Here is a 19,213-nt window from a genome sequence, read left to right as displayed (position 1 = left end):
ACTAAAGCGTGGCGAAGGTCGCTCCGAACATCAGTACTGACACCCAGCCCATGCCTGCGCCGATGACAGCCCCCGCGGCAACATCGCTCGGGTAGTGCAGGCCCAGAACCACCCGGGAGGCGGCTACCGATAGGGTGAAGGGCAGAACATACCAGGCGGCCACTGGCATGGCGACGAACAGCATGGCCTGGAAACAGGCTGCATGCAGGGTGTGCCCGGAAGGGAAGCTGTATCGATCCAGCGGTGGTGTGCCGCAATTGATGGCCGGAAACGAGATAAACGGGCGCTCCCGGATAAGTTTGTGTTTCAGGCCTTTGTAGGTGAGGGTGCAGGTGAGTCCGGTAAAGGCCATCAGCACCGCCAGCCCCAACCCCTGTTCCGGAGCCAGCAGCGGCAGGGCGAGGATCAGTGCATACCAGAACCAGCCGTCGCCAAGTCGGCTGACGACCCGGAAATAGCTCAGTACAGGCCGGAACCTGACCGCACGGTTGATGGCCTGGCACAGCGCATACTCGCGCTGGTCTGCCAGGTCAAAGAAGCGAGATGCCTTGTTTGTTGATGCCATGGTATCGGGCCTGTGCCGGTTGGTTGAGTACCAGGTGTTCAAATTGTTCAATCTGGCTGTTCCAGCTCAGATCCAGCGCATCCAGGCGGGCCTGGGCGCGAACCCGGCTCAGAAGGGTGGGTTGGTCAGCCAGTCGCAGTGCGTGGTTGATAAAGGCTTCGTCCTCCGACAGCTCTGCTTTCAGACCATTTTCTTCGTGGCGAAGGTGTTCAGCGGCCGCCGCGTCGTCAAAGGCGACCACTCCGAGCCCGCTGGCCATGGCTTCAAGGACCACGTTGCCAAAGGTGTCGGTTTTGCTTGGAAACAGGAACAGGTCGCCCGAAGCATAGTGCCTGGCCAGATCCTCTCCGCGCTGGGTGCCGCAGAAAATGTATTCCGGGTGGCGTTCCGCCAGTTGTTTGCGCATTGGGCCGTCTCCCACAAGAATGAAGCGGGCATTGGGATGGAGGCCCCGGATCCGTTCAAAACAGGCGACCGCCATGCGCAGGTTCTTCTCGGCGGCCAGTCGGCCCACGTAGAGTACTGCCCGGTCACTGTTGGTCAGCCCCCAGCGGGCGCGCAGGTCGTGGTCACGCTTGTGGGGAGTGAAGCGATGGCAGTCCACGCCGCGGCTCCACAGGCCAGTCGGGTGGATGCCCATGGCTTGCGTAACCGCTTGCATTTTGCGGGTTGGTACCAGAGTGATGGCGGTCCGGTTGTGGAACCAGCGGCCATAGGCGCAGAGTAATCGTTCCAGACCGCCGGCACCGTAGTAACGGGAGTAGCTATGGAAATTGGTGTGAAAGCCGGACGACACCGGGATGCCAAGATTTCGGGCGGCGGATACCGCCGCTACGCCCAGCGGTCCCTGGGTGGCAACGTAGATGGCGTCTGGTCGTTGGCTTTGCCAGAGTTTTTTCAGGGTGGCCGGGCGCGACACGCCAAACTGCAGATCGCTGTATCCGGGCAGGGGCAGGCCGGTGACCACCAGCTCACGGGTAAAGAGGCCGTCACCGGTGCTTTCAAACAACCCTTTCTGCTCATGGGCCTGCTTTGGCCTCACCACCGTGATCTTGTGCCCCCGTTGCATCAACCCCTGGCACAGGTGCTTCAAGGTGTTGGCCACGCCGTTGATTTCCGGCGGAAACGTCTCCGAAACAATGGTAATGTGTTGCGGGCGCCGGTCAGTCAGCTTGGGGTTGGTCACGGTGCGTCCTGAATATGTCGCTGTCATGCTTCTACTATGGAAATCCGGCATGACAGCCATGCGACAACTTTGTGACATTCCCTTTACGTCTTCTATGTGCACGAGGAGATCTCATGCAAACGCGAAAACTTGGACAAACCGACATCGATGTCAGTCTGATCTGCCTGGGAACCATGACCTGGGGGGAGCAGAACACCGAGCAGGAAGCGTTTGAACAACTGGAATACGCCATCGGGGCGGGTATCAACTTCATCGACGTGGCCGAGATGTACCCGGTGCCGCCACGGGCGGAAACTCAGGGCCTGACCGAGACCTATCTGGGCAACTGGCTTGCCCGAAGAGGGCGCCGGGAGGATCTGGTGATTGCCACCAAGGTGGCCGGACCGGGCAATGGTTTGAGTTATCTGCGCGGCGGCCCGAGACTGACCCGGGAGCATATTCGCGAAGCCTGTGAGAGCAGTCTGGCGCGCCTGCAAACCGATTACATCGACCTTTACCAGGTGCACTGGCCAGACCGCAGTGCAAATTTCTTCGGCAAGCTGGGGTATCAGCGTAACCCGGACGAAACCTCGACCCCCATCGAGGAAACTCTGGGCGCCCTCGATGAGCTGGTCAAAGAGGGCAAGGTGCGCCACATTGGCCTGTCCAACGAAACGCCGTGGGGGACCATGGAATACCTGCGCCTCGCTCGCGAGAAACAGTGGCCCAGGGTGGCTTCCATCCAGAACCCCTACAGCCTCCTGAATCGGTCTTTCGAGCTGGGCCTGGCGGAGTTTGCCCACCGGGAAAGCACCGGCTTGTTGGCCTATTCACCCCTTGCGTTCGGTATGCTGACAGGTAAGTATCTGGGCGGAAAATGGCCAGAAAAGGCCCGCTTGACGCTTTACGAACGCTTCAGCCGATACACTGGGGAGCGGGCTGCTGATGCAACCCGTGCCTACGTGGAGCTGGCCCATCACCATGGGCTGACCCCGGCGCAGTTGGCGCTGGCCTGGGTGAATAGCCGCGAGTTTGTGACCAGTAACATTATCGGTGCAACCACCATGGACCAGTTGAAGGAAAATGTCGGGTCTGCAGATATCCGGCTAAGCCCCGACCTGGTGGCGGCGGTGGAGGCTATTCATGATGAGTTTACCTACCCCTGTCCCTGAGTGGGGTAGCCCACGGTGAGGTTGCCCTGTTTCCGGTTTCTCGGGGCAGGGCGGTTACAGATTGCAATATAAGTGATCATTTGTTGACAAAAAAGTGACCAATTTGCGTCGGGCTGCTGGCGCATTTGTGTACAAAGTCACACCATTTTCAGGAACAATCATTAGACTTTGGTACTGAAGCGTTAATGTTCCGAAATCATTTTTCCGGGTGCGTGTTGTCATCATGATCATTCGTCTGTTTATCGCCCTGCTGGCCCTCAACTTCGTCGCGTTCGTAGTGCGCGCCGAAGCCGCTGAGCCTATTCTGGCCGATCGTATGATGGCTGAGCGTGATGACATGGTGTCGGCCGAGGAAATCTATGAGCTTCAGGAATGGATGTCTGGAGACTACGAAGACGACCACATGGATGCCTTTGCGGCTATTGGGTCGCGTTTGTTGAGTATCGGATTGAGTCGCCGCGCGCAGCACAAGATCTACGCATCTGACCCCGCGCAGCCTGACCATGGCATTGGTCTGTTGAACGAAGGTGCGGCCCTTAACCTGCGCTGGCGCTTCTGAACCACCTTCAAGGCCCCTGTTTTACCCGTATCTTCCCACGTTACTCCCACCAATCAGCCAATCTCATGACCTGACGCATTGTCAGCTTCATTCTGTCGTGTGATCATCGACCCCGTTGCGATTCTCAAACAGTGGAGAGCTGGTGATGGCAGAACAGAACGGAGTCTATTACGACGACGCGAATGCGTGCGTGGACCGGGTAATCGAACGGGTAGGCAAGCGCATTACGCTGGGGTTGCCTCTCGGTCTTGGTAAGCCAGTTCGCTTTGCGAATGCCCTTTACCAGCGCGCCAAGGATGATCCGGAAATCCAGCTGCATATAGTCACTGCGTTGTCGTTGCTGGCTCCCGAGGGCGCATCGTCGCTGGAGAAGCGTTTTCTGGGGCCTTTTACCAAGCGCCTTTATGGCAACATTCCTGAGCTGGACTACGCGCGAGACGTCAATCGGAACCGGTTGCCAGACAACGTGACTGTCTCGGAATTCTTCTTCAAGGCTGGCAGTTATCTCAACAATCAGAGCCAACAGCGCCACTACGTTTGCACCAACTATACCCACGCCGTCCGGGATCTGATGGCGCAGGGGGTCAATGTGCTGGGCCAGTTGATGTCGCCTGGTGAAGATCATGGTCAGCCAGGACACCTAAGCTTCAGTTGTAATCCGGATTTGACCCTGGACATCCTGCCGCTGCTTCGGGAACGGGAAGCCGCTGGCACTCCGGTGGCCATGGTGGCAGAGCTCAATCACCACCTGCCGTGGTTCGGGCATCACGCCGAGGTTGAAGCCAGCCAGTTTGACGTGATCCTGTCTCACCGGGCCTCCGACTATCCGTTATTCTCCGCGCCCCAGATGGCGGTGAGCCCGGCGGACCACCTGATCGGGTTTTACGCTAGCAGCTTGCTGAAGGATGGCGGCACCCTGCAGGTGGGGATCGGGTCTCTTGGCGCCGCCCTGGTGCACAGCGCCATCATCAGACACAAACATAATGACGCCTGGAAAGCCGTGTTCGACCACCTGCAGGTGCAGGATCAGTTTCCGGTGGTGCAGGAGTATGGTGGTACAGAACCTTTTGAACAGGGACTGTATGGGTGCAGCGAAATGATGGTGGACGGTTTTGTCTACCTGCTTCAGGAAGGTATTCTCAAGCGCGAAGTCTACAATCATCCGGAATTGCAGAACCTGATCAACCGGGGTGAACTGACCGAGACCCCGAGCCTGGAGGCCCTGGACGTTTTGCACAACGCAGGCCTGATTGCCTCACCATTGCGGGCGCGGGATGTGAACTGGCTGGTCCGGCACGGGGTGCTGCGCGACCATGTTGAGTTCAAGGGCGGAAGGATACGACTCAATGAGGAGGTGTCGGTTGAGGCAGATCTATCCAATGCCGACACCCGCAAGGCGCTCGAGGCATTGGCGCTGGGTGACAGGCTGGCTGGTGGGATTGCCATGCACGGTGGTTTCTACGTTGGCCCGGAGAAGTTCTATCAGGCCCTGAGAGAGCTTTCAGACGACCAGCGCGACAAGATCTGCATGACCAGCGTTAATTTTATCAACCACCTGTATGACCATCGCTTTGGTGATCAGAAGCTCAAGGTGGCACAGCGGGTCCATGGACGGTTTATCAATTCGGCGATGATGTACACCCTCAACGGTTCGGCGGTGTCGGACGGGCTGGCGGATGGCCGTGTGGTGAGTGGTGTTGGCGGCCAGTACAACTTTGTGGCCATGGCCCATGAGTTGCCGGGGGCTCGCTCCATCCTGGCCCTGAGGGCCACGCGGGTCTCCGGTGGTAAGACCGTCTCGAACATTGTATTCAACTATGCCCACTGCACCATCCCAAGACACCTGAGGGACATCGTGATTACCGAATACGGCATCGCGGACCTTCGCGGGCAGTCCGATGAACAAGTGTTCCTCAGACTGATCCGGATTGCCGACTCCCGATTCCAGGAGTCATTGCTGGCGCAGGCCAAGAAAGCGGGCAAGGTAAAAGCGGACTTCAAACTTCCAGCACACTGGCGCCAGAATACCCCTGAGAAAGTCGCCCGGGCCCTGAAGGCCGGGGGGGAAGGCGACTGGTTCCCGGCCTTCCCGTTTGGCAAGGATTTCACCGACGAGGAATTGAAGTTAGGGAAAGCCCTTAAGGGGCTGAAAGCCGCAACGGCTACTCCCCGTGGTAAACTGGCGACCATCTGGCAGGCCCTTAAGGCGGACGACGAAGAAGGGCGCTATGACGCCCTGCTTGATCGAATGGGTTTGAAAAAGCCGTCAGGATTCCGGGAAAAGCTGGACCGGAAGCTGGTAATCCATGGCCTGCAAAAACTCGAACCCGTAAAGAAACAGGAAACAAAACAAGCTGATGCAAGCCGATAAGCCGCAACTAAAGCCCGAAGTATTCACTGTCCATTACGTGCTCAAGAACCGTATAGGTGAGCTGGTGGATACCTCGGAAGGCAGTGAGCCACTGCATTTCCTGTACGGCACCCCGGAAATCATCGCGGGCATCCAGGAAGCGGTGAAAGACCGCCGGGTGGGCGATTGTCTCGAAGTCACGATCCCCCCTGAAATGGCCTACGGAGACTACCGCGAAGACCTGGTCCGCAAAGTGCCCCGCTCGCTTTTTGAAGGTGTGGAGAACCTGCAGGTTGGTATGAAGTTCCAGACCAACTCCGGCGACCAGGCCCAGGTGGTGCAGGTGGTGTCCATCGATGGCAACCTGGTGAAGGTAGATGCCAACCATCCGCTGGCTGGCTTTACCCTGTATTTTGACCTGGAGATCGTCGGTCGCAGAGAGGCTACGGAAGACGAGGTAGCCCAGGGGCGCCCGCTGTTCTGAGGCCGGTGGGCGTGGCCTCGAATTCGCCTGCGTGAATATGCTTCAAACCGGCACTGATCTGCTGATGGATTAAAGCGGTCAGGGCGTTACTCGATTCCGAGCGGGCCGGGTCTATGGCCGGGTGAATCACCACATCCACCTGGGTCGGCGGTTGCCTGAGCAGCCGGATCAGGTGGGTATGGAAACTGTCGTCACCGATGAACGGGGCGATCGGATCCGGACGATGTGCTCTGCGGTAACCGATGGTTATTGGCTGGATAGGTGTGTTGGCGTCGCGGGCGGCGGCCAGCAAAAAACCGTGGATCGGCAGCACTGCCAGTCCCGAGCTGGTGGTGCCTTCCGGAAACACCAGGACAGACTCGCCGGTATTCAGGCATCGGCTGATCTCCGATTTTATTCGCCTGGCCTGGCCGCTTCCGCGCTGGATGAACAAGGTGCCGGCTTGCCTTGCGAGCCAGCCGATAATTGGCCAGTTGCCCACCTCAGCCTTGGACAGGAACCTCAACGGCGTTATGCACCCCAATATGGGAATGTCAGACCAGCTTATGTGGTTGGCAACGTAGAGTGCGTGGGCTTCCGTGGGCTGGCCGTGCACCCGGATACGGAACCCGAGGCACTGGCAGGCCCGACGGAAGCAGAAAGCGGCCCAGGGTGAACGGTCGACAGGTTGTCGCCGGAACAGGTCGACCAGTTTCAGGGTGATGGCCAGGGCGCAGGTGCCTGCCAGAAACACCAGGAACCCGGTAAGCCGGATTAGTAATCGTATCCACCCCATCTGCTGCTCCTTTGCCTTCAGGCAGTGCGCCCCATGAAATGCCGGCTATACCTGGCGGTCAGTTTGCTGACTTCCAGAACCACCAGCAGGTCCGCGCAGCGGAAGTCCGGGTCCCAGCAGGGTTCTCCACAGACCCTTGCGCCAAGGCGCATGTAGGCGCGAATCAGGGCTGGCACGTCATCGCTGTGTTCGTGTTCGGCGCGGGTCAGGTGTGGCAGGGCCCGGAGTGGGGTTACCCGGAATGCAGGCGCGGCAAGGTATTCATTCTGCAGGTGCCGTGCTATCCGCCAGGCTTTCATGCCGCCATCGGCCATGCTGATACTGGCGCAGCCAATCAGATAGTCCACGTTCCGGCTATCCAGATATTCTGCCAGGGCTGCCCACAAAAGGGTGATGGTGCCGCCATTGCGGTAATCGGGATGAACGCAGGTCCTGCCCAGTTCCGCAAGGGTGCCCGGCAATTTACCCAGGTTGCTCAGATCGAACTCGCCTGATGAATAGAAGCCGCCAACCGAAGGCACGTCGCTCTGATGCAGGATGCGAGTGGTTGCAACCACTTCACCGGTGCCGGCATCGGTAACGATCAGGTGGTCGCAAAGGGCGTCGTAGGCATCGGCATCTATACCCGGCGTGGTGGCGCCCAGATCACTGCCATACTCCTCGGAGAAAACCCTGTAACGCAGTCGTTGGGCGGTTTCGATGAGTTGTGGGCACCGTGTCAGGGTGGTTTTCAGCTGGCGCCCACGGCGCGGCTGGGAACGGGCGATTTGTGCTGTCATGGCCTTGGCCTCTTGTTTCAATCACAAGCCAAGGCTATGAAGCTCCTGTGACAGTGAGGTGAACTGCCGGTGACGTCTGTATGACAATGGCCGGGATCTGCCACAAACCGGATTTGTGTCACAGGCTGTAACCCTATGACCGTTCCATGTATATTTCTGAATAGCATGTATAATTGCTGTAACGGTACGTTGCCTGTATTGTCGGGTGGACGACCCCAAAAACCGGAATAAAAAAACAGAGATGGATGGCGTGGAACAGACAAACGAGAGTTGGCGAATCCTGATCGTAGAGGACGATGAACGGCTTGCGGACCTTACCCGCGAGTACCTCGAAAACAACGGGCTGACAGTCTCCCTGGAAACTCACGGTGGAGCCGCAGTTGAACGAATCCGTAATGAGCAGCCAGATCTTGTTGTGCTGGATCTCATGTTGCCGGGCGAAGACGGCCTGTCGATCTGCCGTCGAGTCAGGCCCTTCTATTCTGGCCCCATCATCATGCTCACTGCCAGAACCGACGACCTGGATCAGGTGCTTGGTCTGGAAATGGGGGCTGATGATTACATCGGCAAGCCGGTGCAGCCAAGGGTTCTGCTGGCCCGAATCCGGGCCATGCTCCGGCGGATGGAAACCGCCCCTGCCGGTAATCCGGAAGAAGGTGGTGAGGAGCCTGTGCGCTTGCAGTTCAACGACCTGGTGGTTGATCGCTCCATGCGGGAGGCCTGGCTCAGTGAAGAAAGCATTGACCTGACCAGCGCAGAATTTGACCTGCTTTGGCTGCTGGCCAGTAATGCCGGTCGGGTGCTCAGCCGTGAAGAGATCTTTACCGCCTTGCGTGGTATCGAGTACGACGGCCAGGACCGCTCCATTGATGTTCGGGTGTCCCGTATCAGGCCGAAAATCGGAGATGATCCCATTCACCCTCGTCGAATAAAAACGGTGCGCAGTAAAGGCTACCTGTTCGTAAAAGAAGCCTGACCGTTATTCCGCGGCCTGCCCTCCCTGGTGGGCAGGCCGTGTTACCAGGGTAGGCCCAATGTCCCTGAAATTTTTCCTGACAGTCTATGCTCGCCTGGCCGGTGTCACCGCGCTGGTGATTCTGCTGTGTGTTCTTCTGTTCAACGGTATCAACTCCGTTCGTCATCAGTTCTGGCATGAACGTTTCGCGGACCCCTTGATGCGCTGGTTGGCGGCGACGCCCGCGCCCACAAGGCAGTATCACTGGATGCCGTCCCTGTTCGATCTGCGCTCTGGCCCGCCGGAACAGTTCGACCTGGACAAAGTGGCCATCGAGCGGCTGGGGTATGGGCAGGTGGTGGCGCAGCGTACCGATGTTGGGTTTCGTTATCTGGTTCGCTCTTTCGAGGGTGGCCTCGTCAGCCTGCGCCTTGAGCAACCATACCGGGAAATGGCCCAGGCAGTTGCCCTGGTGGTTCGATGGCATCTGGAAACGGTGAACCCTGAGCAGCGGGCCGATGTTGCCGTGCAACTGGCGGAGGCCCTGGGCGTGCGTGTTGAACCGGTACAGGACCTGCAGGCGCTGCCCAATCAGGACGTTATTGAAGACATCGCCAACACGGGGCTGGTGGTTTTCAATGAGCAGGGCACCCGAAACACCCAAGTGCTGCTGCGCCTTGAGGAAGGTGATCTGGTTGTTGTTCGCATGCCGTCACCGTTCAATCCCTGGGCCTGGCCAATGATTGTCCTGCTTGGCATCGTGGTGGGCTCGGTGCTGGCGGCCGCACTGTTCCTGGCCATGAGGTTTGTCGATGGCCATCTCAGGAAGGTGGAATCTGTGGCGGTGCGTATTGGCCGTGGCGAAATGGGCGCCCGGGTGGAGTCTGAGGATGGCACACTGGTGTCGCGGCTTGCCTGTTCGTTTAACAGTATGGCGGAGCACATACAGCGGCTGGTTCAGGTTCAGCGGGAAATGATCCACGCCGTTTCCCACGAATTGCGCACCCCGGTAGCCCGAATTCGCTTTGGTGTCCAGATGATCGAATCCGGAAGCAGCCCGGAAGTTCTCGAGAAGCAACTGGACGGTATCGATGGTGATATCCAGGAACTCGATGAGCTGATTGATGAAATACTGACCTACGCCCGCCTGGAGCAGGGTGGGCCGGTGTTCAGCTTGCGTGAGGACTCGGTAACCGACCTTGTTCGGCAAGTGGTTTCTGAACAGCAGATGATCCGCCCGGAGATCCGGATTGAGTGTCGTATAGATGAGGAATCCGAGCGTTGGGCCCTGTCGGATGTGGAGCCCAGGTACATCCACCGGGCTATCCAGAATCTGGTGGGTAATGCAGGCCGGTATGCTGCTGGCCGGGTGCTGGTGAACTGCCATCTTGACGAGGACAACTGCCGGGTTGACGTGGAAGACGACGGCCCGGGGATCCCCGAGCAGGACTGGGAGAAGGTGTTCACCGCCTTTGCCCGGCTGGATGACAGCCGCACCAGGACCTCGGGTGGCTATGGCCTGGGGTTGTCTATCGTACGGCGCATTCTTTACTGGCATGGCGGCCAGGCATTTGTCGGGCGCAGTGACGACCTTGGAGGCGCGCGATTCAGCCTGGTCTGGCCAAGGCGTAAGCCGGATGACGCCATTTTGTGAGCCAGTGCTCACGACCTCACCTGATGTAACAAAGCTCTACAGAATAACTACTGAATACGGCGGCTCCCGGAGTAAGAATAGACAGCGTAAGGGATGACTTTTGAGGTTGTAGTTCTTACGAACTTTCCTTGTTTCATTCGTCATTTGAGGGCCGGATTTATCCGGCCCTTTTTTTATGCAAAATTTCCCGCCAATGGTGGTTATTCACACTCGGAATGTTCTCGGGCTGGTAGACTCTCCTGAAAAAAGGAGATCTGAATGTCCCGCTATTTGCTTGCCATTGATCAGGGTACCACCAGCTCCCGGGCCATCGTTTTCGATGCCAGGGGTACGCAGGTGGCGGTCGCCCAACAGGAGTTTCACCAGTATTTTCCCCGAGACGGCTGGGTTGAACATGACGCCGTGGAGATATGGGACAGCACCCTGGCGGTGTGTCGCGAGGCTTTGGAAAAAGCCGGTGTCCAGGCGTCTGACCTGGCCGGCATCGGGATTACCAATCAACGGGAAACGACGGTTGTATGGGACCGTGAGACCGGCGAGCCGATCCACCATGCCATTGTCTGGCAGGATCGCCGTACCGCTTCGTTGTGCACCAAGCTCAAGTCGGATGGCCATGAGGCCCTGGTGGTTGAACGCACGGGCCTGCTGATTGATCCCTATTTTTCTGCCACCAAGGTTGCCTGGTTGCTGGACAATGTGGAGGGTGCCCGCAAGCGAGCTGAAGCCGGTGAGCTGGCGTTTGGTACCGTCGATACCTGGTTGTTGTGGAACCTGACCAATGGTCAGTCCCATTACACCGATGCCACCAACGCATCACGAACGGCCCTGTTCAATATCCATAACCAGGACTGGGACGATGACCTGCTGGCGCTTTTTCGGGTGCCCAAAGCGTTGTTGCCAGAAGTGCTCGACTGTGCCGATGAATATGGCGATACCCACGCGGATTGGCTTGGGGCACCGGTCAAGGTGGCGGGCATTGCCGGTGATCAGCATGCTGCGCTGATCGGCCAGGCCTGTTTTGAGCCTGGTATGGCCAAGAGCACCTACGGAACGGGCTGTTTTTTAATGCTTAATACCGGTGACCAAGCCCTGCGTTCGGAAAACCGGTTACTGACCACCATGGCTTACCGGCTAAACGGTAAACCATGCTATGCCATCGAAGGCAGTATTTTTGTTGCTGGCGCCGCCATGCAATGGCTCAGGGACGGTTTGCGCCTGATTACCCACGCCAGCGAGTCGGCAGGCCATGCCGAAACGGTGGGTGTGGATAACCCGGTTTATCTGGTGCCGGCGTTCACCGGGTTGGGGGCTCCCCACTGGGACCCGAATGCCAGGGGCGCCATCTTGGGACTTACTCGTGATACCGGTATTGCTGAGATTGTCACCGCTGGACTGCAGTCGGTGTGTTACCAGACCAAGGACCTGGTGAGGGCCATTCGCAACGATGGCGCGCGCCTGGAGTCGATCCGGGTAGATGGCGGCATGGCGGTAAACGACTGGGTAATGCAGTTTCTCTGTGACATTCTGAACGTGACTGTTGATCGGCCAAAGGTAACAGAAACCACCGCCCTGGGCGCGGCGTATCTGGCAGGACTACAGACCGGGGTGTTCGAAAGCCTGGAGCAGATTTCCGATATGTGGGAGTGCGAGCGGCAATTCCGGCCGGATATGAAGCCGGCGCTTCGGGAATCGCTGTATGCAGGCTGGCTGGATGCAGTCGAGCGGGTCTGCAACAACTGACCCGCACTCTCAACTGGTGCGTTCGAAGGCAATCAGGTGATCGGCTTCGACACGCACCGGCACGTGTTCGCCCATGTGGAAGTCCAGGTGGCTTCGGAACAGGGCCTCGAATTCGGTATCTTCTGAGCACCGGAACCGATACAGGGTTGAAGTGCCTGCGAAGGTTTTCTCCACCACTTTGGGTTTCAGGTCGGAGTGCTCATCGTAGACGATGTCGTCCGGGCGAATCAGAACGTCCAGTAACGTGCCCGGCTTCCATTTATAGGCCCGGTTGCCGTGGATAACGCCCAGTTCGGATTCAATGGTGTCCGGCCCCAGGGCGGTACCGGGAATGAAGCCGCCCTGGCCAACAAAGCTGGCTACGAAGCGGTTGGCGGGTTCGTGATACAGGTTGTAGGGTACGTCCCATTGCTGCAGGGTGCCGTCTTTGAGTACCGCCACCTGATCGCACATGGCAAACGCTTCCTGTTGGTCATGGGTGACCAGGATAGCGCTGATGCCGAGTGTTTTCAGGATATCCCGTACATCCAGGCTCAGCCGGCGACGAAGGTCGGTATCCAGGTTCGAGAACGGCTCATCGAGCAGAATAAGCGTTGGCTCTGGCGCCAATGCCCTGGCCAGGGCAACCCGCTGTTGCTGGCCGCCGGATAGCTCATGGGGGTAGTTGTTTGCCAGGTCCTGTAGGTGAACCAGGTTGAGCAGTTCCATAACTTTCTGGCGGCGTTCGGCCTTGTTCATGTTCCTCAGGCCAAACCCGACGTTATCGGCGATGGTCAGGTGCGGGAACAACGCGTAATCCTGAAACACCATGCCGATACGCCGCTTTTCGGGAGCCAGGGTGCGCCCGGGAAGGCTGATTGCCTGGGACTGGAGCTGGATTTCCCCGCTGTTTAAAGGCAAGAAACCGGCCAGGGCTCTGAGAATGGTGCTTTTGCCACAGCCACTGGGGCCGAGCAGGCACCCGATGTCGCCGTGGCTCAGGGCGAAGCTGACGTCTTTAACGACAGAGTCGCCGCCATAGCCGCAGGACAGGTTGTTGACTTCCAGCAGCCAGTCGGCCGGTGGCAGCAAAGATTCAGGCATGGATCAGTCCAGGCGATTGAGAATGAGGAACTCGAGTAGGGCCTTCTGGGCGTGCAGGCGGTTTTCCGCTTCATGCCACACCACTGAACCCGGGTGTTCCATCATGTCGGCGGAAATCTCCTCGCCACGGTGGGCAGGCAGGCAGTGCATGAACAGGGCATCCTTGGCGGCCACAGACATCAGTGCCGGGTTGATCTGGTAGTCCTGAAAGGCTTTCTCTCGGGCCTTTTGCTCGTCTTCCTGGCCCATGGAGGCCCAGACATCGGTGACCAACAGGTTGGCACCCTTTGCAGCGTCTTCCGGTGTGCGCACCACGGTTACGCGATCACTGTGGGCTTTCAGCAGGTTGCTGTCTGGTTCATACCCTTCCGGGCAAGCCACGTTCAGATGAAAATCGAACTGGGCCGCCGCGTTGATGTAGGAGTGGCACATATTGTTGCCATCACCAATCCAGGCAACGGTAGCTCCGCGGATGCTGCCGCGATGTTCACGATAGGTTTGCATATCCGCCAGCAGTTGGCACGGGTGGAATTCGTCGGTCAAGGCGTTGATCACCGGCTTGCTGGAAGCCGAGGCAAAGCGCTCAACGGTTTCGTGGGCAAAGGTCCGGATCATCACCGCATCCACCATGCTGGATATCACGATGGCAGAGTCCTCAATGGGCTCGCCCCGGCCAAGCTGGGTGTCCCGGGGTGACAGGAACATGGCGGTGCCACCGAGCTGGGTCATGCCCGCTTCAAAGGAAACCCGTGTGCGGGTGGACGACTTTTCAAAGATCATCGCCAATACCCGGTTTTTCAGGGAATCCCGGGTTTTACCCGCATGCCACTCTTTACGAAGCCTGGACGCATGATCAAGGAGCTGTTCCAGCTCACTGGTTGTCATGTCGTTCAGGGTCAGAAAATGTCTTGCCGCCATGAAAGGCCCCTGTTTCAAGGAAACTGCTGTACGGTTTGCATCTGAAAAGGGCATCAAGTCTAGCCCTTCACAACCCGTAAAACAACGCCGGGGGTGGGGTGGTTGCTCTGGGTCAAACACATCGGTTTGGTGGCTAATCGACCCGCCGTGTACAATAGCGGTTAAGTGCCGTGTAACGGTAAACCTGATTTCAACCAGAGGTATGAGTTCATGGATATCAATGAAACCATCAAGAGCCAGCTCGAAGAGAACCCGGTCATTCTTTACATGAAGGGCACTCCGCAGGCACCACAGTGCGGTTTCTCCGCCCGTACCGTTCAGGCTCTGATGGCGTGCGGTGAGCGGTTTGCGTTCGTGAACATTCTGGACAATCAGGAGCTGCGCGAAGCCCTCAAAGTTTATTCAAGCTGGCCGACTTACCCGCAGCTCTACATTGGTGGTGAGCTGGTGGGCGGTTGTGACATCGTTCTGGAAATGTCCGAGAGCGGTGAGCTGGCCAAGGCGGTTAAAGACGCGGTCAAGCAAGCCGAAGCCTGAGTTTTTTTAGCGGCGCTTCGGGGTGAACACCAGCTTTACCTCGAAGCGGTCCCGCTCTTCTCCTTTTGGCTCCGGATAGGGGCTGGCAGCGAGCGCTGCACGATACGCTGCATCATCAATCCCCTGAATGCCTGTCGACGCCACAACCCGTGCCCGGGTGAGGGCGCCATTGTCGAGAAGCCTGAGTTCCAGTTCCATGGTGAGTGTCTCCTGCAGGCCCGCAATCGCAGGCACCCGCTGCCGCTCCAATTGTTCTGCCAGATGGGTGGCCAGCAGAATCAGGTATGGGTCCTGCTCTGACGGCGACAGAGCTATCCGCTGAATCGCTTCCGGCTCATCTGTGGTGGTTGAGGTTGACGGTGTGGAGGCCGCCGATTCAGGGCTGGCAGGTTGCTGTTGTGAGCGGGGTCGGCTGGATTCGGTTCTGGCTGCTGGCTCTGGGCTGGGCTGTGCGGTTTGCGTCGAGCCAGGCTCGGCAACGGGTCGGTTTGCTGAGTCGGTCGTTATTTGCTCAGGGGCCTCAACGGTAAAATCCGGATGCCTCGGGAGTTGTGGTTCAGCGGCGTTGGGGCTGGATGCGGTGCTGGTTTCGGAGGCCGGGGACTGGAGGGTAAACACCAGGCGATGACTGAACTCCCGGGCTTCCCTCAGGGGTGAGGGAAACCCGGCCAGTAGCAAGGTGTGCACTGTCAGGGCCAAGGATATGGCCAGAACCAGCCGATAGGACGCCGGGATCGACGGAGGTCGAAGGCCTGGCTCTGACATCGCAATCAGGCGGTTTTGGTGCGCAGGTTGCCCACGACGGCATTCAAGGCACGGTCAATCAGGGCGCCCTGTTCCAGAAGCGTCAGGCGGCCCCGGCGCATTTCGTGGGCCAGTTCCACCCTGGTTTTCTCGATCACCTTCAGGCCCATGCGATTGACGAACACGAAACAATCGGCCTCTTCGATAACCGCAGACAGTTTACATCGGAAGCTGGTACCGTTGACCAGCTTGAACTCGACCCAGTTGCCGATCTCGATGTCATCCAGCTTCGCTACATACTCCGCAATGGCAGCATCTTCCAGTTCCTGCTGGCGCTCAACGGCGGTCTGATGCACGGTGGGCGCTTCTTCTTCGATCTCTTCAGGGCTGTCCTGGCGTGCCTCGATGGCCGCATTGGTGCGGAAGGCTTCCGCCAGTTGGTGCTTAAGCTGCCCCATCATCTGGTCCAGACGAGAAGCGTTGTAAGACACTTCCTCCAGCCCGGCCCGGAGTGTCTTGAGTAAGGCAGGGACAACCCGGACCCATTGATCTCGTTCTTCGTCTTCCTCGTGGGGATGCAGGCACCAGATCAGGTCGTCCACCACCCGGGCCGTCTCGTGCCAGCGGTGCTCGGTGTCGTCACGCAGGTAGGCGAGAAACATGACCCGGCTCCAGCCATTAATCAGAATATCGTGAACCGGCTCGGGCAGGCGGTATCGGGAGACTTTTTCTTTGATCAGCCGGTCGACCGCTTCCTGGGCCTTCTGGGACTTGATGCGGCCCCGTTCAGACTCCCGGGTACGTTGTTCCACCAGAGACGCCTTGCGGTTTTCGCGCTCCAGGAACTGTTCGAACTCCTGGTTCAGGGTTTCAAACAGGGCGACATCGCCGTCAAACTCGTTGAGAATTCGCTGCACGACGTTATGAATCTGGCCATAGAGCTTGTCTCTGGCTTTTTCATCACTGGAGCTCCAGCCAATACCGGCGCGGGCAAGGGAGTTGAGCAGTTTGCGGGCCGGGTGGGTAGCCTTGCTGAAAAAGCTTTTGTCCTTGATGACCACTTTCAATATCGGAATCTGCAGCCGGCTGATCAGTACCTGTACCGGAGCAGACAGGTTGTAGTCATCCAGTATGAACTCGAACAGCATGGAGACCAGGTTGATCAGGTCTTCGTCTACTTCATTCAGTGCTGGCTTGCGTCCATCCTGGCCTTCGGCTCTTGCCAGCAATTGCTGCACGATCTGCCGGAGATCCAGTTCCACCGGTTTGCCGGTGCTTAGATCTTCGCTGTCCTGAAGGTTGTCGTAGCTAGGCAGGGAATTGAGCATATCTGCCAGTTCAGGTCCTCCGACTACCCGCAGGGCCGGGTCCGCGCTACGTGGAGGCAGGCCTGAATTGGCCCTCTGCAGCGCCAGCATCTGGCGAATCTGATCAAACAGGGCGGTGTCTTCAGGTCTCTGCTCGTAAGCGGCAGCCTCACCGCCTCCGGTCTTGGGCGCTTCGCCCTGGGCTGGCTTGCCTGAGGCTTTTTGCTGTTGGCCAGCCTTGCCGTGGAATCGGAAGTTGGGGATGACGCCGGCCTGAATCAGTATTCGGTTGGCTTCATCCAGCAGCATGCCCAGGTTGGACACCACGTAGCGATCAAACTGCTTGAGAACGATCAGCCGCTCCCGAATCTGGATCTCCAGCGCCTGGATGGCCTCGGTGAACGCGCTGCACAGGTGTTCCGGTGCCATTGGGTTAACCGGCACCTCTTCAGTGGCGTCCGGGTACACTTCGGTGAATCTTGCCTGCAGCTGAATCAGGGGCCCCTGGAAGTGCGCCTTGGCCTTGGTGATCATGGCATTCAGGGCAACCTGTTCTTCCAGGTCATCATTGCCGACCAGAGACAGGGTGTCTGCACTTGCCTGCTGGGTGGCGTCCGGCGTTTGCAGCTGTCCGGCGTGGGGTGGGTTGGCAAAGAACTGGGCAACGGCGTTCTGGAAATGCCGTTCAACCCCTTTGCGCTTTATGCGGATTTCCCGCATCGCTTCAAAGTACCGGTTCTGCTCGTTGTTACTACGGGCATTATTCGCCAGTTCGAAGAGTGAATCATCGACAGCGTCAAAAGCCCCTTGCAGCAAATCTCCCAATCCCGCGACAACCGTGTCACGGATACGGGTTACCTCCGCAGGAACCGGCCGGGAGCTGGCTGCTTCCCGGTGTTCGCGGAGGTAATGTATGCCGGACTGCTTGTTCATGGCCGACTCCTGTTTACGCCTCAACCGGATACATGACCGAGCTTGCTCTTCTTCTATTCTAAATTATTGGTTAAATTTAGCGCATTTTTGGTCGGATTAACATGAATAAACGCTAACCTGGGACGTCATTCAAAAAGCCGGCCTTTTCGGCCGTGTTTGATTCATCGAGCCGGTCTCGGCTCAAGGGCCGGCCGGGAGCGTTTGCCGAGGCGTTTGGGGTGCACAATCGCCGCTTTCACCACGTTGTCCTTGATCTGTAGCACCTCCACCCGATGGCCACCCACTTTGAGGCAGACGTTGGTTTCCGGAATGTTTTCCAGGGTTTCGGTGATCAGGCCGTTCAGGGTTTTTGGTCCGTCGGTGGGCAGTTTCCAGCCCAGGGTCTTGTTGATGGATCTGACCGCTGTGCCGCCGTCGATGATATAGGTGCCGTTATCCTGTGGAATGATGTCTTGTGAAGTGGCGGAGTAATCGGTGGTGAACTCGCCCACAATTTCTTCAAGGATGTCTTCCAGTGTCGCCAGGCCCAGAACCTCTCCGTATTCATCCACCACGATGCCAAAGCGGCGCCGGCCCTTCTGGAAATTGAGAAGCTGGGTATTCAGGGGAGTGCTTTCCGGAATGAAATAGGGCTCCTGGCTTAGCTGCATCACCATAGCTTTGTTGATTTCCGGCTCTTGCAGCAGCTTTGCGGCGCTGCGCATATGAAGGATGCCCTGAATATTGTTGATATCGCCCTTGAATACAGGGAGCCGGGTGTGCTGACTGCTTCTAAGTTGGCGGACGATAGTGTCCGTGTCGTCGTCCAGGTCGATACCCGCTACTTCATTGCGGGGCACCATTATGTCGTTCACCGTGACTTTTTCCAGATCCAGTATGCTAACCAGCATATCTTTGTGTTTGGCGGGAATCAGCGCGCCGGCTTCATTGACGACAGTTCTGAGTTCCTCGCGGCTCAGGTGATCCTCCGTGGCCTGGGCTGAAGATACGCCGAGCACGCGCAAAATGCCGGTGGTGAACAGGTTGACGGACCACACCAGTGGGTAGAGGATCCTTAGTAACGGCCTGAGCACGAAGCTGGCAGGAAAAGCAATTTTCTCCGGGAACAGGGCGGCCAATGTTTTCGGGGTAACTTCGGCAAAGATCAGGATAACGATGGTGAGCAGAACGGTGGCTATCGCGATGCCGGCATCACCCCAGATCCGGATGGCGATCACTGTGGCGATGGCCGAGGCGAAGATGTTCACGAAATTGTTGCCGATCAGGATGACGCCAATCAGCTGGTCGGTCCTGTTCAGGAGTTTCTGCGCCCGGAGCGCACCTTTGTGGCCGGTTTTCGCCATGTGTTTCAGGCGGTACCGGTTGAGGGACATCATTCCCGTCTCTGAGCTGGAAAAGAAGCCTGAAAGGATAATCAGGCAGACAAGAAGAATGAACAGCGCCGTCAGCGATGTTTCGTTCAAAAGAAAAGCCCTTATATTGACGACAAGAGT

General features: G+C 58.0%; 17 protein-coding genes. 8 read left to right on the top strand and 9 right to left on the bottom strand.

Annotation, left to right across the window (positions count from 1 at the left end):
• Window position 1 precedes the first annotated feature (1 nt).
• Entirely contained in the window at window positions 2–565 is a 564-nt protein-coding gene (locus tag J122_RS10790; RefSeq protein ID WP_061332312.1) for a phosphatase PAP2 family protein, read from the bottom strand.
• Complete coding sequence (locus tag J122_RS10785) at window positions 531–1,778, bottom strand: glycosyltransferase family 4 protein (protein WP_061332311.1); 1,248 nt, start codon at window positions 1,776–1,778, stop codon at window positions 531–533. The genes J122_RS10790 and J122_RS10785 overlap by 35 nt, the downstream gene beginning before the upstream one ends.
• An 86-nt stretch (window positions 1,779–1,864) precedes the next feature.
• On the opposite strand from J122_RS10785, the gene J122_RS10780 reads away from it, so the two are divergent.
• The 4 genes from J122_RS10780 (at window position 1,865) to J122_RS10765 (ending at window position 6,295) form a co-directional block, all read left to right on the top strand.
• Complete coding sequence (locus J122_RS10780; protein ID WP_061332310.1) at window positions 1,865–2,902, top strand: NADP(H)-dependent aldo-keto reductase; 1,038 nt, start codon at window positions 1,865–1,867, stop codon at window positions 2,900–2,902.
• 223 nt (window positions 2,903–3,125) lie between these two features.
• Entirely contained in the window at window positions 3,126–3,461 is a 336-nt protein-coding gene (locus J122_RS10775) for a hypothetical protein (RefSeq protein WP_061332309.1), read from the top strand.
• A gap of 145 nt (window positions 3,462–3,606) precedes the next feature.
• A complete protein-coding gene (locus tag J122_RS10770; protein WP_061332308.1) occupies window positions 3,607–5,832 on the top strand; it encodes an acetyl-CoA hydrolase/transferase C-terminal domain-containing protein in 2,226 nt (741 codons plus the stop codon).
• Window positions 5,819–6,295, top strand: coding sequence for an FKBP-type peptidyl-prolyl cis-trans isomerase (locus tag J122_RS10765; RefSeq protein ID WP_058091769.1), 477 nt, complete (start codon window positions 5,819–5,821; stop codon window positions 6,293–6,295). The genes J122_RS10770 and J122_RS10765 overlap by 14 nt, the downstream gene beginning before the upstream one ends.
• On the opposite strand, the gene J122_RS10760 is transcribed toward J122_RS10765, so the two are convergent.
• Window positions 6,255–7,070, bottom strand: a complete 816-nt coding sequence (locus tag J122_RS10760) for a lysophospholipid acyltransferase family protein (protein ID WP_061332307.1) — start codon at window positions 7,068–7,070, stop codon at window positions 6,255–6,257. The two genes, J122_RS10765 and J122_RS10760, sit on opposite strands and share 41 nt — an antisense overlap.
• A 17-nt stretch (window positions 7,071–7,087) precedes the next feature.
• Window positions 7,088–7,849 (bottom strand): GNAT family N-acetyltransferase, encoded by a 762-nt coding sequence (locus tag J122_RS10755; protein WP_061332336.1) that lies wholly within the window; start codon window positions 7,847–7,849, stop codon window positions 7,088–7,090.
• A gap of 241 nt (window positions 7,850–8,090) precedes the next feature.
• On the opposite strand from J122_RS10755, the gene J122_RS10750 reads away from it, so the two are divergent.
• The 3 genes from J122_RS10750 to glpK all read left to right on the top strand — a co-directional run bounded on the left by J122_RS10750 (window position 8,091) and on the right by glpK (window position 12,198).
• On the top strand, window positions 8,091–8,825 hold the full coding sequence (locus tag J122_RS10750) for a response regulator (RefSeq protein ID WP_058091771.1): 735 nt from the start codon (window positions 8,091–8,093) through the stop codon (window positions 8,823–8,825).
• A gap of 58 nt (window positions 8,826–8,883) precedes the next feature.
• Window positions 8,884–10,458, top strand: a complete 1,575-nt coding sequence (locus J122_RS10745; RefSeq protein WP_061332306.1) for an ATP-binding protein — start codon at window positions 8,884–8,886, stop codon at window positions 10,456–10,458.
• Window positions 10,459–10,716: 258 nt separating this feature from the next.
• Complete coding sequence (glpK, locus tag J122_RS10740; RefSeq protein WP_061332305.1) at window positions 10,717–12,198, top strand: glycerol kinase GlpK; 1,482 nt, start codon at window positions 10,717–10,719, stop codon at window positions 12,196–12,198.
• A gap of 9 nt (window positions 12,199–12,207) precedes the next feature.
• Here the strand turns inward: glpK and J122_RS10735 are convergent, their stop codons facing one another.
• Both J122_RS10735 and argF read right to left on the bottom strand, forming a co-directional pair.
• Window positions 12,208–13,281, bottom strand: a complete 1,074-nt coding sequence (locus J122_RS10735; RefSeq protein ID WP_061332304.1) for an ABC transporter ATP-binding protein — start codon at window positions 13,279–13,281, stop codon at window positions 12,208–12,210.
• 3 nt (window positions 13,282–13,284) lie between these two features.
• Window positions 13,285–14,199, bottom strand: a complete 915-nt coding sequence (argF, locus tag J122_RS10730; protein ID WP_061332303.1) for an ornithine carbamoyltransferase — start codon at window positions 14,197–14,199, stop codon at window positions 13,285–13,287.
• A gap of 210 nt (window positions 14,200–14,409) precedes the next feature.
• On the opposite strand from argF, the gene grxD reads away from it, so the two are divergent.
• Complete coding sequence (grxD, locus tag J122_RS10725) at window positions 14,410–14,736, top strand: Grx4 family monothiol glutaredoxin (protein WP_061332302.1); 327 nt, start codon at window positions 14,410–14,412, stop codon at window positions 14,734–14,736.
• A gap of 6 nt (window positions 14,737–14,742) precedes the next feature.
• Here grxD and J122_RS10720 read toward each other — a convergent pair whose 3' ends face one another.
• The 3 genes from J122_RS10720 to J122_RS10710 form a co-directional block, all read right to left on the bottom strand.
• Window positions 14,743–15,435 carry a TonB family protein gene (locus tag J122_RS10720; protein WP_197463840.1) on the bottom strand — a complete coding sequence of 231 codons (693 nt, stop codon included), beginning with the start codon at window positions 15,433–15,435 and terminating at the stop codon, window positions 14,743–14,745.
• A 71-nt stretch (window positions 15,436–15,506) separates the two neighbouring features.
• On the bottom strand, window positions 15,507–17,720 hold the full coding sequence (locus J122_RS10715) for a DUF1631 domain-containing protein (RefSeq protein WP_061332300.1): 2,214 nt from the start codon (window positions 17,718–17,720) through the stop codon (window positions 15,507–15,509).
• Between the two features lie 161 nt (window positions 17,721–17,881).
• The gene (locus J122_RS10710; protein ID WP_061332299.1) at window positions 17,882–19,183 is read right to left on the bottom strand and encodes an HlyC/CorC family transporter; all 1,302 of its coding nucleotides are present in this window, start codon (window positions 19,181–19,183) and stop codon (window positions 17,882–17,884) included.
• Window positions 19,184–19,213: the final 30 nt, after the last annotated feature.

Source organism: Marinobacter excellens LAMA 842 (assembly GCF_001574445.1).
Lineage (GTDB): Bacteria > Pseudomonadota > Gammaproteobacteria > Pseudomonadales > Oleiphilaceae > Marinobacter > Marinobacter shengliensis.
This window is presented reverse-complemented; position numbering and strand designations above follow the sequence as displayed.